Here is a 15,709-nt window from a genome sequence, read left to right as displayed (position 1 = left end):
CGCCTCAACGACCCAGGCGCCCGCGCACCATGCCGACGAGCGCGTTGAGTTCCTCGATGCGCATCCGGCGCGCGGCGACGAAGAAGACGCCGAACAGGACCACACTGCCGACGAGCAGCGCGGCGAACGAGCCGACGACGCCCTGGCCGAGGGTGTGGCCGATGCCGTAGCAGGCCGCGCCGCTGAGCAGGGCCGCCGGAACGGAGGCGATGCCCAGCCGCGCGTACGTCCGCAGCACCCGGGAGCCGTCCAGGTCCCCGCCGAGCCGCTTACGCAGCCGGCGCCAGGCGACACCCACACCGATGGCGTAGGCGAGACCGTAGGCGGCGGCCATGCCGACGACCGCCCAGCGCGCCGGCAGCAGGAAGTAGCACAGCGCCGCGGCGCCCGCGTTGACCGCGGCCACGATGACCGTGTTGTAGAAGGGGGTCCGGGTGTCCTCGTAGGCGTAGAAGGCGCGCAGGACGACGTACTGCACGGAGTAGGGGATCAGGCCGAGGGCGAAGGCCATCAGCATGTAGCCCATGTTGGTGGCCGAGCCGGTGCCGGCGGAGCCGAAGACCAGGGTGCACATCGGGATACCGAGCGAGATGAACCCGAAGGCGATGGGCACGATGGCGACCGCGGTGGTGCGCAGGCCCTGGGAGATGTCGTCGCGGACGGCACCCGAGTCCCCCTCCGCGGCCGAGCGGGAGATCCGCGGCAGCAGGGCGGCCATCAGGGACACGGTGATGATGGCCTGCGGCAGACCCCAGATCAGCTGGGCGTTGGCGTAGGCGGCGAAGCTGGTGCCCGCGACGCCGGAGTCCTTGCCCGCGGCGATGGACAGCTGGGTCACCACCAGCGCGCCCGCCTGGTTGGCGAGGACGAAGAGCACCGTCCACTTGGCGAGCATTGCGGCCTTGCCCAGACCGTGGCCCCGCCAGTCGAAGCGCAGCCTGATCCGGAAGCCGGTCTCGCGCAGATAGGGGATCATCGCCAGGGCCTGGACGACCAGGCCGAGCAGGACACCGACGCCGAGCAGGCGCTGGCCCTCCGGCGGGATGCTGTCGACCGTCAGGTGCGAGTGCGAGGCGCTGCCGTAGACCCAGATGAACATGCCGAGCGTCACGATGATGACGATGTTGTTCAGGACCGGGGTCCACATCATCGCACCGAACTTGCCGCGGGCGTTGAGGATCTGCCCCATCACCACGTGGACGCCCATGAAGAAGATCGAGGGCAGGAAGTAGCGGGTGAAGGTGACCGCCACCTCGTTCGCGGCCGGGTTGTTGGCCACGGGGTTGGCCAGCGCCCGCACCAGCAGGGGCGCGCCGAGCATCGCGAGTCCGGTCAGCGCGGCCAGGGCCACCATGACGAGGGTCAGCAGCCGGTTGGCGAAGGCCTCGCCGCCGTCCTCGTCCTCCTTCATGGAGCGCACCAGCTGCGGCACGAACACGGAGTTCAGACCGCCGCCGACGGTGAGGATGTAGATCATGGTCGGCAGCTGGTAGGCCACCTGAAAGGAGTCGGCGAGGAAGCCGAGGCCCAGTGCGGCGGCGATCAGCGCGGAGCGGACGAAGCCGGTGAGGCGGGAGACCATCGTGCCCGCCGCCATGACCGCGCTGGACTTCAGCAGCCCGGTGGCCCGCCCGCCCTTCTTGGCGGGAGCGGCCGTGGCGGGCTCCGGTTCGACGATCACGGGCGGGCCTGCGGTCTCCGGAGCGCCGGCGGGGGCGGGCACCGGGGACTGCGGCGGATATCCGGCGTCCGCGTACGGGTGGGCCTGCTGCGTGCCCTGGCCGTGCGGCCGCGGGTACTGGCCGGGGCCGAGCCCGGCGCCCGGTCCGGCGGACGGTGCCGAGACGGCCGGGGAATCCATGGGCGTGTGGCCGCCGCCCTGCTGCTGGTCCTTGAAGAGATGCGCGAAGGCGTCCGGCTCGTGGTACTCCTCGCCGGAGTGCGTGACCAGGTCGTCCACGCCGACGAACTGGGTCGTGCGCGGATCCTCGCCGTGGGGCAGGTACTGGGTGGGGCCCGCCGGCTCCGGTGCCGGGGTCTGCGCCCACACGTTCGGGTCGGGGGCGTAGGGCGACTGGGCGGGCGGGGCGTACAGCGGCTGCTGCTGGTCGTACGGGCCCGGGGGCGGCGGCGGGTGCGCGGCGCGGTCGTACAGCGCCTCGGCGACCGGGTCCTGGGCGGCCAGGTCGTGCGCCCGGTAGGGGTCCTGCTCGTAGGCGTCCTGGAGGTACATGTCCGCCGCGTGCTGCGGCGGCACCTGGCCGGGCTCGGGCGGCGGCTCGGGGTAGCCCGAGCCGGCCGCGCCCTGACCGCGGTCACCGTCGTACGGCGCGTTCATGCTTACCCCACCTCATCGTCCCGGGCCCACCGGCCACGACATCGCTCAACGGTCCACTCTCTCACCCGTCCCGGACGGGTCGGCGCTTTCCGGTGCGGTGTCCGGCGCAGGGTCACTCGGCTGCTCCGGGTCCTCCGCCCCGGAGGCGGAGCCGGACTCCTCCGGGAGACGGTCTCCGGGCGCTCCGGGGTTCCCGGGCTCGTCCGCGCCCTCCCCCGCCGTGCCGGGACCGTCCTCGCCGGCCTGGCGGGCGGCGGCACGCTTGCGCTGGGTGTACATCCGGAAACCGGCGAGCACCAGGAGCAGGACACCGCCGCCGATGACCAGCATCACCGTGGGCGTGACCTCGGTGACCTTCACATCGAAGCTGACGGCGTCACCGTAGGGCTGGCCGTCCTCGGTGAACAGCTGGGCGAGGACCGTCACCCGGCCGTTGGCGTTGGCCGAGGTGGTGAACTTCACCGACTGGCTGTGACCGCCGGAGATCTCCACACGCTGCTCGTCGTACGGCTTGCCGCCGATCTTCAGCCGGGTCGGCATGGTCGAGGTGAGGCGCAGTACCAGGTGGCCGACGGGCTGGACGAGGTTGTTCTGGACGGTCACCGGGATGGTGGCGCTGCGACCCGAGAGCTTGGTCTCCGACTTGTCGATCAGCTTGACCTGGTCGGCCAGGTCGTCGACCCAGGCCTCCACGCCGTCGCGGTAGCTGTCCGACTCATCGCTCCGGCCACGCCAGGACGTGGACATCTCGCGGTTTATGGCCCGCCCGAACGGCGTGACGACCCGGGACTGCTTGGAGAGGACCACCCGGAACCGGTCGAGCTTGTCCTGGGTGCGGGCGATCTGCTCGAAGGCCGTCCTCGGCAGCTCCTGCCGGCGCAGGGAGGAGGGGTAGGCGGACCTCGACGGGATGCGGGTGGTGGCGCCCGGGTCGGGCTTGTCCTTGGCAGCGGCGGTGAGGTTCTGGGACTGGGACCAGGTGCCGCCCTGGAGCGCCTTCAGCGCCGCCGCCATCGCCTGCGCCTGGCTCGCCGTGGGCGTGCGCTGCGGGGCGACGACGATGCTGCGCTGCTTGTCCGTCTGCGCGTTCAGCTCCAGGCTCTGGGCCAGGAACCGCTGGACGGCGAGGGTGGCCGAGCCCGCCTTCGTCAGGTCGTCCTCGAATGCCGTGGACAGCCGGGCGTCGGCGACCACCGCCGTGGTGCCGCCGCCGACCGGCCTGGCGGACGACGGCGTGTACGACAGCCTGGCGGTCTCCTGGAGGCTGTCGCTGCGGGCGATCACCCGGTCGGCACCGGCGGAGGTCGCGACCTTCATGATCGACGGGTCCACGGCGCCGTCCACCGGCCAGGCGAAGTCGGTGCTCGGCGTGACGTGGAGCACCGTTTTGATGGTGGTCGCGGCGACGTCGGTGGCGTCCTTGAGGTGGCTGAGTGAGCCGGTGACGCTGGTGCCGCTGTGCGCCAGGGAGGCGAGGTCCGGGTCGCCGAACGGCAGCGCGACGACCTCCTTGCCTGCCACCGCCTTCTGCAGCCCCGCCAGCCACTGCTTGGCGACCGCCTGGTGCTCCCGCGGGCCGGGCGTGCTGGTGCCGTCCGGGCCCTGGAGCCGGTAGTTGCCGGCGGCCATGGCGTCGACCGAGGCCAGCAGGTCCGGGTCGATCACCCAGGTGATGTCCAGGTCCTTGCCCAGCTCCACCATCCGCGCCAGCCGGCCGCCGGGGGACAGCTCCTTGGCCAGGTCGTCGTCGAGGAACTCCGGTGTCTGCGCGTCGCCCGCGCCCGTCTTGGCGGTCATGTGGACCCTGGAGATCAGCGGCCACAGGAACGTCGTCTTCGTCTTGGTGTCGGCGTCCGACGACTGCCACGGCAGGAACGTCCGCTGGATGCCGAGCACCTGGTCCCAGGGCTGGGCGGAGGTCCGGCCGGAGAGGGCGACCCCGAACTCGTAGACCCCGTCCCCGCCGAGGTCGAGCTTGTCCACGGGGACGGAGATGGTGAAGTGCTCGGCGACGCCCGGGGCCAGCTTGGCGAAGTTCTCCTCGTACTTGTCACCGACGTCGGTGCCGGTGCTGCCCTGCGTGTCGTCGGCGTGCCGGGCGACGGAGTCGATGGCCGAGCGGGTGGTCAGCGGGGGGCCCACTCGCAGCCCCACATGGGCGTCGGTGACGGCCTGCCTGCCCCGGTTGGTCACCGTGCCGGACACGGTCAGCGTGTCGCCGTCCGTGGGGGCGCTGGGACTGAGCGAGTCCAGGGAGACGGACACCCCGTCGGAGGAGGCGGCCTCCGCGGGCCCGGCCGCGGGCAGCTGGAGCAGACCGGCCAGCAGCGGCGCCCCGCAGAGCAGTGCTCCGGCGCGCCGCAGCCACCGGCGGGCAGGTGAGGCACTGGTCCTCTGGAAGTCAGCCGCCTCGGCCACGCGCTCGCCCGTCCCTCGTCGTCGTCAGTGGTCGTCGGAATGTGCGTCCACGCATGGTAACGATGTGCGCTGAACGGAAGTGCCGCGGTCTCCGCCACAAGATCGAAGGACGGTCGCGACCCGTCCTCTATATCCAGTATCGAGGGAAGAGCGCCCGTACGCCGCGAGAGCAGTGCTTGCAGCGGGTATGCCGGGAGCTGTCCGCACCGCCGTTATGGGGGCGCCCCTGGTCGCGCGGGGCACGTACCCTCTTCTGTTGTGCCGAACCCCAACGAAGACACTCCCTCCGCCCTGAGCCAGGCGCAGCAGCGCGCGGTCGCCGAACTGCTGCGGGTGGCCCCCGTCGCCGACGATCTCGCCCGCCGATTCCAGCAGGCCGGCTTCTCGCTCGCCCTCGTCGGCGGATCGGTCCGCGACGCGCTGCTCGGCCGGCTCGGCAACGACCTGGACTTCACCACCGACGCCCGCCCCGAGGACGTACTGAAGATCGTCCGACCATGGGCGGACTCCGTCTGGGAGGTGGGCATCGCCTTCGGCACGGTCGGCGCGCACAAGGGTGGCTACCAGATCGAGATCACCACCTACCGGTCGGAGGCGTACGACCGCACCTCCCGCAAGCCGGAGGTGTCCTACGGCGACTCCATCGAGGAGGACCTGGTCCGCCGTGACTTCACGGTCAACGCCATGGCCGTGGCACTGCCGGAGAAGGAGTTCATCGATCCGCACGGCGGCCTGGAGGACCTCGCGGCACGAGTGCTGCGCACGCCGGGCACGCCCGAGGAGTCGTTCTCGGACGATCCCCTGCGCATGATGCGGGCCGCCCGGTTCGCCGCCCAGCTGGACTTCACGGTCGCCCCCGAGGTCGTCACCGCCATGACGGAGATGTCCGGGCGCCTGGAGATCGTCTCGGCGGAGCGGATCCGGGACGAGCTGAACAAGCTTGTCCTGTCCGGGCACCCGCGCAAGGGTCTGACCCTGCTCGTCGACACCGGGCTCGCCGGGCATGTGCTGCCCGAGCTGCCGGCGCTGCGCCTGGAGAGCGACGAGCACCACCGGCACAAGGACGTCTACGAGCACACGCTGATCGTCCTGGAGCAGGCGATCGAGCTGGAGCAGGAGGGCCCGGACCTCACGCTCCGCCTGGCCGCGCTGCTGCACGACATCGGCAAGCCGCGCACCCGCCGGTTCGAGAAGGACGGACGGGTCTCCTTCCACCACCACGAGGTGGTCGGCGCCAAGATGACCAAGAAGCGCATGACCGCGCTGAAGTACTCCAACGAGCTGGTGAGGGACGTCTCCCGGCTGGTCGAACTCCACCTGCGCTTCCATGGTTACGGCACCGGGGAGTGGACGGACTCGGCGGTCCGCCGGTACGTCCGTGACGCGGGCCCGCTGCTGGACCGCCTGCACAAGCTGACCCGCTCCGACTGCACCACGCGCAACAAGCGCAAGGCGGCGGCGCTGTCCCGGGCCTATGACGGCCTGGAGGAGCGCATCGCCCAGCTCCAGGAGCAGGAGGAGCTGGACGCCATCCGCCCCGACCTGGACGGCAACCAGATCATGGAGATCCTCGGCATCGGTCCCGGTCCGGCCGTCGGCAAGGCGTACAAGCACATGCTGGAGCTGCGCCTGGAAAACGGTCCGATGGGGCATGACGGCGCGGTGACGGCTCTCAAGGAGTGGTGGGCCGCGCAGGACTGAGTGAGGGCCGGGCGATGTTTCACGTGAAACACCCGCCTGAACGAGGACACCGAGGGGCGATGTTTCACGTGAAACATCGCCCCTCGCGCTGTCTCACTGGCGCTGGACGTCCCGCAGGCGCCGGAAGCGGGCCAGTCCGGCGGCGGTCACGCCGTAGATGACGGCGACGAGCACCACCAGCACCGCCGAGCGACCGTCCGGCGGGAGCATCAGGGCCGCCACTCCGGCCGCGCCGACGAAAGCGACATTGAAGAGCACGTCGTACACGGAGAAGATCCTGCCGCGGAAGCCGTCCTCGACGCAGGCCTGGACGATCGTGTCCGTGGCGATCTTGGCTCCCTGGGTGATCAGCCCCAGAACGAACGCCGCGACCATCAGCGGCCCGGTGGCGAACGGAAGACCCAGGGCCGGTTCCAGCACCGTGGCCGTCCCGGAACACACCGCGATCCAGCCGACGGGGCCGAGCCGTCCCGCCGCCCAGGGCGTCACCACCGCCGCCGCGAAGAATCCCGCGCCGGACAGCGCCAGTGCCACTCCCAGCAGCCGCAGCCCTTCCTCGGGGGTGTCGGCGAGGGCGTAGCGGCAGAGCATGAGCAGCAGGACGAGGAGTGCGCCGTAGCAGAAGCGCATCAGCGTCATCGCGGTCAGGGCCGAGGCCGCCTGCCTGCGCTGCGGCGCCGCCAGGTGCCGGACGGCGGCGAGCAGCTCGCGTGCCGTCTCGGCGAGCACCGTGGCCAGACGCGGGCGCGCCGCGTGCCGGTCGGGGCCGAGGAGACCGGGCGCCAGTCTCAGGGACGCGAGGCTCGCGCACCCGTACAGGAAGGCACCCGCCAGGACCACGGCCGCGTCGGAGCCGGAGGCCACGATCCGTACCCCGAAGGCCAGGCCGCCGCCGGCGGTCGCGGCGAGGGTGCCGGCGGTCGGGGAGAGCGAGTTGGCCAGCACCAAGCGCTCGGCGTCGACGACCCGGGGCAGGGCGGCGGACAGCCCGGCGAGGACGAAGCGGTTGACGGCGGTGACGCACAGCGCCGAGGCGTAGAAGAGCCAGTCGGGGGCGTCGCCGATCATCAGGACGGCGGTGGCCGCGGCCAGCAGGGCGCGCAGCAGGTTGCCGTAGACGAAGACCTGCCGGCGGCGCCACCGGTCCAGCAGGACCCCGGCGAAGGGGCCGACCAGGGAGTAAGGGAGCAGCAGGACCGCCATCGCCGAGGCGATCGCCGTTGCCGAGGTCTGCTTCTCCGGGGAGAAGACGACGTACGCGGCGAGTGCGACCTGGTAGACGCCGTCGGCCCCCTGGGACAGCAGGCGGACGGACAGCAGGCGCCGGAAATTCCTCAGGCGCAGCAGGACGCGCAGGTCACGGACGACGGGCATGGACCACACCCTCACACATGCGGAAGGTCCCCGGGTCGCGGGACCCGGGGACCTTCACAGCCCTGGCAGGAGCGTTCTCGTGCGAGCGGGGGCGCCGGACGTCCTAGCGCTCGACCTCACCGCGGATGAACTTCTCGACGTTCTCGCGGGCCTCGTCGTCGAAGTACTGGACCGGCGGGGACTTCATGAAGTACGAGGACGCCGACAGGATCGGGCCGCCGATGCCGCGGTCCTTGGCGATCTTCGCGGCGCGCAGGGCGTCGATGATGACACCCGCGGAGTTCGGGGAGTCCCAGACCTCCAGCTTGTACTCCAGGTTCAGCGGGACGTCACCGAAGGCGCGGCCCTCGAGGCGGACGTAGGCCCACTTGCGGTCGTCCAGCCAGGCTACGTAGTCGGACGGGCCGATGTGGACGTTCTTCTCGCCGAGGTCCCGGTCGGGGATCTGGGAGGTGACGGCCTGCGTCTTGGAGATCTTCTTGGACTCCAGGCGCTCGCGCTCGAGCATGTTCTTGAAGTCCATGTTGCCGCCGACGTTCAGCTGCATCGTGCGGTCCAGGATGACACCGCGGTCCTCGAACAGCTTCGCCATGACGCGGTGCGTGATGGTGGCGCCGACCTGGGACTTGATGTCGTCACCGACGATCGGGACACCGGCCTCGGTGAACTTGTCCGCCCACTCCTTGGTGCCGGCGATGAAGACCGGGAGGGCGTTGACGAAGGCGACCTTGGCGTCGAGAGCGCACTGGGCGTAGAACTTCGCCGCGTCCTCGGAGCCGACCGGCAGGTAGCAGACCAGGACGTCGACCTGCTTGTCCTTCAGGACCTGGACGACGTCGACCGGCTCGGCGTCCGACTCCTCGATGGTCTGGCGGTAGTACTTGCCGAGGCCGTCGAGCGTGTGGCCGCGCTGCACGGTGACACCGGTGCTGGGCACGTCGCAGATCTTGATGGTGTTGTTCTCGGAGGCGCCGATGGCGTCGGCGAGGTCGAGACCGACCTTCTTGGCGTCGACGTCGAACGCGGCGACGAACTCGACGTCGCGCACGTGGTAGTCACCGAACTGCACGTGCATCAGGCCGGGGACCTTGGACGCCGGGTCGGCGTCCTTGTAGTACTCGACTCCCTGCACCAGCGACGCGGCGCAGTTGCCCACGCCGACGATGGCTACGCGAACCGAACCCATTCCGGTTGCTCCCTGTGTGTACGAGTGAGGCCCTGACTGGGTCTCACGTGGCGGTGTCGTCGGGCGTATCCGTCCCGGGGGTGTCCCCGGGACGGGGCAGGCCGCCCGTCGATCCAGTGGTGGTGTCCTGCTGAGCGGGCCCCCCGGATACGGAACCCTTGAGGTCCCGACCGGCCCGCTCGCTCTCGATGAGCTCGTTCAGCCAGCGCACTTCGCGCTCCACGGACTCCATCCCGTGGCGCTGGAGCTCAAGTGTGTAGTCGTCGAGGCGCTCCCGGGTGCGCGCCAGGGAGGCGCGCATCTTCTCCAGGCGCTCCTCCAGACGGCTGCGCCGGCCCTCCAGGACGCGCATGCGCACATCGCGCGAGGTCTGCCCGAAGAAGGCGAAACGTGCGGCGAAGTGTTCGTCCTCGTACGCGTCGGGGCCGGTCTGCGAGAGCAGCTCCTCGAAGTGCTCCTTGCCTTCCGCGGTCAGCCGGTAAACGATCTTGGCGCGGCGTCCGGCGAGGGGAGCGGCGAGGGCGTCGTCGTGGGTGTTCCCGGGTTCCTCGATCAGCCAGCCGTTGGCGAGCAGCGTCTTGAGGCAGGGGTAGAGCGTGCCGTAGCTGAACGCGCGGAACACACCGAGTGACGTGTTAAGGCGTTTGCGCAGCTCGTAGCCGTGCATCGGGGACTCCCGGAGCAGGCCGAGCACGGCGAACTCGAGGATGCCGGAGCGCCGGCTCATCGTCGCCTCCTCCCGGTCCCGCAGGTCGGTCCCGCAGGTCTCGCAGTGCCTGTCAGCGTCTTTATCTCGTGCTGATGTATCGACTCGATACATCAGCACGATAGAACGGCCCATCGCAGGCGACAAGGGGGGCGGTGGTGAACGGGATCACATCACCGATTCGCAGGAGGCAACTTGCCTGTTTTGGGGTGAACTTCGTGGCTCGGCGGGTTTCGGCGGTGCGTAGTCTGTGCGGCATGCACACCACCGGGAACCGCGTGATGCCCGGGGAGCGTCGTCGTCCCTGGTGCAGTACGGGTGAATGCAGGACCGATCACATCCGTACTTCGGGGGGACCGGAAACCAGCCGCCGTTCCAGGCGCGCACGGGTGCGCCTGCCCGAGGAGTAATCGTTCGATGAGCGAGCACCGTCGCAAACCGCCGCAGCCGCAGGGAGGCGGACGTGCCGCGGCCCGACGCGGCCAGTCCGGCCCGTCCTCCGGCCGCCGTGCGGCACCGCGAGGCGCCACCGGATCTCCTGCCGACTCCTATGGGGCCCCTTCCTATGGGTCGGAGGCCACGGGTCCGGGAGGCGAGGACCGTCCCTACGGCGGCCGTGCCGAGGCCCGCCGTGCCGCGCAGAAAGGCAGCCGGCGCAGAGCCGACAACACGGCCCCCGGCGGCCGGCGCGGCGACCCGGCCGGGCCGAGCGGCCCCGGGCGGGGGCGGGGCCGCGCGACCACGGCACCCGGCAAGAAGCGGTTCGTCGACTACCCCAGGGTCGGCAAGCACGGCTGGCGACGCTGGGTACCGTCCTGGAAGCTGGTCAGCGGGCTGTTCATCGGCTTCGTCGGCTGCATCGTGGTGATGGTCGGCGTCGGCTACGCGATGGTGCAGGTGCCCGACGAGAACAAGGCCGCCAGGTCCCAGAACAACGTCTACTACTGGGAAGACGGCACCCAGATGGTGGCCACCGGCACCGGCGTCAACCGGCAGAACGTCAGCATCGAGCAGATTCCCGAGGCGATGCGGTTTGCGGTGATCTCCGCCGAGAACAAGTCCTTCTACCAGGACTCCGGTGTCGACCCCATGGGCATCGCGCGTGCCGTCGTCAACATGGCACGGGGCGGTCAGACGCAGGGTGGTTCGACGATCACCCAGCAGTACGTGAAGAACACGTACCTGAGCCAGGACCAGACGCTCACCCGGAAGTTCAAGGAGATGTTCATCTCCATCAAGGTGGGCGCGAAGCTCAACAAGAACGACATCCTGAAGGGCTACCTGAACACCTCGTACTTCGGACGGGGTGCCTACGGCATCCAGGCGGCGGCGCAGACCTACTACGGCAAGAACGCGGTCGACCTCAAGCCGAGCGAGTGCGCCGTCCTCGCGGCGCTGCTCAAGGGCCCGACCTACTACGACCCCGCCGGCAACCAGGACCTGGACAAGTCGGCGAACCCGCAGGCCAACCTGAAACGCTCCCAGGAACGCTGGGCCTGGATCCTCGGCGAGATGCACAAGGACAAGCACCTCACCGACGCCCAGTACCAGGAGGCGATCAAGAAGTACCCGATGCCCGAGGGCCGCAAGGCCACCAAGGGAATGACCGGGCAGATCAGCTACCTGGCCGACACGGCGAAGAAGTACGTCCTCGCCCACTCCGACATCACCGAGGCCCAGTTCGACCAGGGCGGCTACCAGATCTACACGACCTTCGACAAGAACAAGGTCAACGCGCTGGCCAAGGCCGTCAAGAACGTCCAGAAGGAGCGCCTCGACCCGAAGCACCGGGATCTGGACAAGTATGTCCAGTTCGGTGCGGCCTCGGTGAAGCCCGCGGACGGGGCGATCGTCGCGCTGTACGGCGGTGACGGCTACGAGAACGGGCACTTCACCAACAACGCGGACACCTCCGGTGTCCCCGTGGGCTCGACATGGAAGCCGTTCGTGCTTGCCGCCGCCATGCAGTACGGCACCTACAAGTCCGATGGCCAGGGTGTCTCCCCGCTGAGCAAGTACAACGGCAACGACCATCTCAAGGTCTACAAGCCAGATGGGTCGTACTACCTCAACAAGGACAACACGCCCTTCTACCAGAACAACGAGAGCGATCACGCGTGGGGCTACATCAGCCTGCGCAAGGCGATGGAGCAGTCCATCAACACGCCGTTCGTGCAGCTCGGTGTGGATGTGGGGATGACGCACGTCAGGGATGTGGCCAAGTCGGCCGGCATCCTCGACCAGAGCATGTCGCAGAACCTCAACCCGTCGTTCGCCATCGGTACGTCGACGCCCAGCGCGATCCGGATGGCCGACGCCTATGCGACGTTCGCCGCCTCCGGCAAGCGGGCGGACCCGTATTCCGTGACCGCCGTCAAGGCGGACGGCGTCGACGCGCCCAGCTTCGTCAAGCCGAAGCCCGACCCCGTGCAGGCGATGGACGCGAACATCGCCAACAACGTCACGGATGTGCTGGAGAACGTCATCCAGAACGGTACGGGTGAGAAGGCCAAGTCCCTCGGCCGTACGGCGGCGGGCAAGACCGGTACCACCGACGAGAACAAGTCGGCCTGGTTCGTCGGCTACACCCAGCAGCTGTCGACCTCCGTGGCGATGTTCCGTGAGAACCCCAAGGACCACAAGCTGCTGTCCATGAACGGCACGGCGGGTGTGGACTCCATCCACGGTGGCGACATCCCGACGCTTGTGTGGACCGAGTACATGAAGTCCGCGCTCAAGGGCGCGAACGACTCGGGCTTCCCGGACGCCACCGAGATCGGCAAGATCCAGGACGAACCGGGAGCCCCCTCCCCGACCCCCAGCGTCACCATCACGCCGAGCCAGAAGCCGAGTTCCACGCCGAGCCCGTCGCCGAGCCAGACCTCCACCACGCCGTCTCCGTCGGCGAGCGAGTCCTGCCAGTTCGGCGCCTGGGACCCGAACTGCAACGGGAACGGCAACGGCAACGGAGGCGTCGACACCGGTGGCGCCGACGGAGGCGGTGAGACGACACCGTCGCCCACGGCCACCGACACGACCGGTACCGGCACCACCCGAGGAAACGGCAACGGAGGCATCTTCGGAGGCCAGACGGGTTAGCCCGGGATCCGACCGGTTGGCGACCATATCGGCCGCCAGGGGTGTTTCACGTGAAACAGGGGCCGCCGCACCCACCAGGTGCGGCGGCCCCCGGCGTTTTCCCAGGCGGGTACGGCAGGATGTGCCCCATGCCCAGTGCAGAGATGACGCCCGCCAGCATGCCCGAGCCCGAGCCCGCACGGGCCGCCGTGGCAGAGCCGGTGCAGCCGACCAGGGAGGACGGGGTCGCGGCTGCCGGGAGTGAGCTGATCGGTGGTCCCCTGGGGCGGCGCGCGCTGCTCGGGACCTCCTGGTGGACCCCCGTACGGGTCGTGGCGCTCGTGGCGATCGGCATGTTCGCCCTCGGCCTGGTCCAGAAGGCGCCCTGCTACCACAGCGCCTGGTTCTTCGGCGCGAGCAGCCAGTACACGCACGCCTGCTACTCGGACATCCCGCACCTCTACCAGGGCCGTGGGTTCGCCGACCATCTCGTGCCGTACTTCGACAAGCTCCCCGGCGACATGGACTACCTCGAGTACCCGGTGCTGACCGGTGTGTTCATGGAGGTGGCCTCGTGGCTGACGCCGCACAGCGGCAGCATCCAGCACCAGGAGCAGTGGTACTGGTTCGTCAACGCCGGGATGCTGATGGTGTGCGCCGCCGTCATCGCCGTCTGTGTGGCCCGCACCCACCGCCGGCGCCCCTGGGACGGTCTGCTGGTCGCCCTGGCGCCCGCCTTCGCGTTGACCGCGACCATCAACTGGGACCTGCTGGCGGTGGCGCTGACGGCCGCCGCGATGCTGATGTGGGCGCGCGGCCGGGCCATCGCCTTCGGTGTCCTCCTGGGGCTCGCCACGGCCGCCAAGCTGTATCCGGTCGTGCTGCTCGGGCCCCTGCTGGTCCTGTGCTGGCGGGCCGGCAAGTGGCGCGAGTTCTCCAGGGCCGTGGCCGGCGCGGTGGTCGCCTGGCTCGTGGTGAACCTGCCCGTGATGCTCGCGCACGACGCGACGGGCTTCCACATCCGCGAGGGCTGGGCGAAGTTCTACACCTTCAGCCAGGAGCGGGGTGTCGACTTCGGCTCCTTCTGGCTGATCTGGGCGCAGAACTCCGGCAACCCGCCCACAACGACCTTCGTCAACAACGCGGCCATCGTGCTGGTGGTGCTGTGCTTCCTCGGCATCGTCGCGCTGACGTTCACCGCACCGCGCCGGCCGCGCTTCGCCCAGCTGGCCTTCCTGATGGTGGCCGCCTTCGTCCTCACCAACAAGGTCTACTCCCCGCAGTACGTCCTGTGGCTGGTGCCGCTGGCGGTCCTCGCCCGGCCCAAGTGGCGGGACTTCCTGATCTGGCAGGCGTGCGAGGTGGCGTACTTCCTGGGCATCTGGATGTACCTCGCCTACACGACCAGCGGGGACGCCCACAAGGGCCTGCCGACGCAGGGCTACCAGTGGGCGATCGTGGTGCACCTGGTGGGCACGCTGTACCTGTGCGCCGTCGTCGTACGGGACATCCTGATGCCGGAGCGGGACGTGGTGCGCCGGTCCGGTGACGACGACCCCTCGGGCGGCGTGCTGGACGGCGCGGAGGACGCGTTCGTGCTCGGGGCGGCGGCCCACCCGCCGCGCCACGCCGCGTCCTTCGAGGGGTCCCAGGTGGACTGGGGCCGCCCCGGCGAGGCCGCCCACCAGGGTCGTTCGCTCTGAGCGAACGCACGACGACGCCAACTCGAAACGCCGCCGACGAGCGACGCCGTCTGTACACGCGCGAAGGCCGTACCCGGGGGATCCGGATACGGCCTTCGCGCTGTCCTGGACGGTCTCAGCGGTCCACGAGGCGGTCGAACTGGGTCGTGGTGTGTCGCAGATGGGCCACCAGCTCGTCGCCGACCTTGGGCTCGGGAGCGTCCGAGGGCACGAACAGAATCGACACCTGCATGTGCGGCGGCTCGGCGAACCAGCGCTGCTTGCCGCCCCAGACGAACGGCGACAGGTTCCGGTTGACCGTGGCGAGGCCGGCGCGTGCGACGCCCTTGGCGCGCGGCATGACGCCGTGCAGGGCCTTCGGGGCCTCCAGACCCACCCCGTGCGACGTACCGCCCGCCACGACCACCAGGAAGCCGTCCGAGGCCGCCCTCTGCTGCCGGTAGCCGAACCGGTCGCCCTTCGCCACGCGCGTGACGTCGAGGACGGCACCGCGGTACTCGGTGGCGTCGTGGTCCCCCAGCCACAGCCGCGTGCCGATGCGCGCGCGGAACCTGGTCTGCGGGAACTGCTGCTGGAGCCGGGCCAGTTCGTCCGCCTTGAGGTGGCTGACGAACATCGTGTGCAGCGGCAGCCGTGCCGCACGCAGCCGGTCCATCCAGCCGATGACCTCCTCGACGGCGTCCGAGCCGTCGGTGCGGTCCAGCGGCAGGTGGATGGCGAAGCCCTCCAGCCGGATGTTCTCTATGGCCTGGTGCAGCTGGGGCAGGTCCTGCTCGCTGATGCCGTGTCGTTTCATCGAGGACATCACCTCGATGACGACCCGGGCGCCGACGAGGCCGTACACGCCGTCGATCGACGAGACCGAGCGGACGACCCGGTCGGGCAGCGGCACGGGCTCCTCGCCGCGCCGGTACGGGGTCAGCACCAGCAGGTCACCGCCGAACCAGTCCTTGACGCGCGCGGCCTCGTAGGTGGTGCCGACGGCGAGCAGGTCGGAACCGAGCCGAGTGGCCTCCTCGGACAGCCGTTCGTGCCCGAAGCCGTAACCGTTGCCCTTGCAGACCGGGACGAGTCCCGGGAACTGCTCCTGCACGTGCTTGTGGTGCGCACGCCAGCGCGCGGTGTCGACGTAGAGCGTGAGCGCCATGGCCGGACCCGGAACCTTTCTCGTGGCTGCGGTGGATCAGAGGTGTGTGAGGTGTGAG

General features: G+C 69.9%; 9 protein-coding genes. 3 read left to right on the top strand and 6 right to left on the bottom strand.

Annotated elements, in window-relative coordinates:
- Nucleotides 1-4: 4 nt before the first annotated feature.
- Both murJ and ACZ3ZD_RS16220 read right to left on the bottom strand, forming a co-directional pair.
- Nucleotides 5-2,338: a murein biosynthesis integral membrane protein MurJ gene (gene murJ / locus ACZ3ZD_RS16225; protein WP_467397339.1), complete on the bottom strand. Its 2,334-nt coding sequence runs from the start codon at nt 2,336-2,338 to the stop codon at nt 5-7.
- A 45-nt stretch (nt 2,339-2,383) separates the two neighbouring features.
- Complete coding sequence (locus tag ACZ3ZD_RS16220) at nt 2,384-4,756, bottom strand: DUF6049 family protein (protein WP_467397336.1); 2,373 nt, start codon at nt 4,754-4,756, stop codon at nt 2,384-2,386.
- 258 nt (nt 4,757-5,014) lie between these two features.
- On the opposite strand from ACZ3ZD_RS16220, the gene ACZ3ZD_RS16215 reads away from it, so the two are divergent.
- Nucleotides 5,015-6,457, top strand: coding sequence for a CCA tRNA nucleotidyltransferase (locus ACZ3ZD_RS16215; protein ID WP_467397334.1), 1,443 nt, complete (start codon nt 5,015-5,017; stop codon nt 6,455-6,457).
- A 93-nt stretch (nt 6,458-6,550) separates the two neighbouring features.
- Here the strand turns inward: ACZ3ZD_RS16215 and ACZ3ZD_RS16210 are convergent, their stop codons facing one another.
- The 3 genes from ACZ3ZD_RS16210 to ACZ3ZD_RS16200 all read right to left on the bottom strand — a co-directional run bounded on the left by ACZ3ZD_RS16210 (nt 6,551) and on the right by ACZ3ZD_RS16200 (nt 9,744).
- A complete protein-coding gene (locus tag ACZ3ZD_RS16210) occupies nt 6,551-7,831 on the bottom strand; it encodes an MFS transporter (RefSeq protein ID WP_467397331.1) in 1,281 nt (426 codons plus the stop codon).
- Between the two features lie 103 nt (nt 7,832-7,934).
- Nucleotides 7,935-9,017, bottom strand: coding sequence for an inositol-3-phosphate synthase (locus tag ACZ3ZD_RS16205; RefSeq protein WP_467397330.1), 1,083 nt, complete (start codon nt 9,015-9,017; stop codon nt 7,935-7,937).
- Nucleotides 9,018-9,060: 43 nt separating this feature from the next.
- A complete protein-coding gene (locus tag ACZ3ZD_RS16200) occupies nt 9,061-9,744 on the bottom strand; it encodes a PadR family transcriptional regulator (protein ID WP_467397328.1) in 684 nt (227 codons plus the stop codon).
- Nucleotides 9,745-10,140: 396 nt separating this feature from the next.
- On the opposite strand from ACZ3ZD_RS16200, the gene ACZ3ZD_RS16195 reads away from it, so the two are divergent.
- Together ACZ3ZD_RS16195 and ACZ3ZD_RS16190 are read left to right on the top strand one after the other, a co-directional pair.
- Complete coding sequence (locus tag ACZ3ZD_RS16195) at nt 10,141-12,822, top strand: transglycosylase domain-containing protein (RefSeq protein WP_467397325.1); 2,682 nt, start codon at nt 10,141-10,143, stop codon at nt 12,820-12,822.
- A gap of 128 nt (nt 12,823-12,950) precedes the next feature.
- Nucleotides 12,951-14,504 (top strand): glycosyltransferase family 87 protein, encoded by a 1,554-nt coding sequence (locus ACZ3ZD_RS16190; protein ID WP_467397322.1) that lies wholly within the window; start codon nt 12,951-12,953, stop codon nt 14,502-14,504.
- A gap of 115 nt (nt 14,505-14,619) precedes the next feature.
- Here ACZ3ZD_RS16190 and ACZ3ZD_RS16185 read toward each other — a convergent pair whose 3' ends face one another.
- Nucleotides 14,620-15,651 (bottom strand): alanine racemase, encoded by a 1,032-nt coding sequence (locus ACZ3ZD_RS16185; protein ID WP_467397320.1) that lies wholly within the window; start codon nt 15,649-15,651, stop codon nt 14,620-14,622.
- Nucleotides 15,652-15,709: the final 58 nt, after the last annotated feature.

The sequence above is a fragment of the Streptomyces sp. NPDC023481 genome (assembly GCF_055560195.1).
This window is presented reverse-complemented; position numbering and strand designations above follow the sequence as displayed.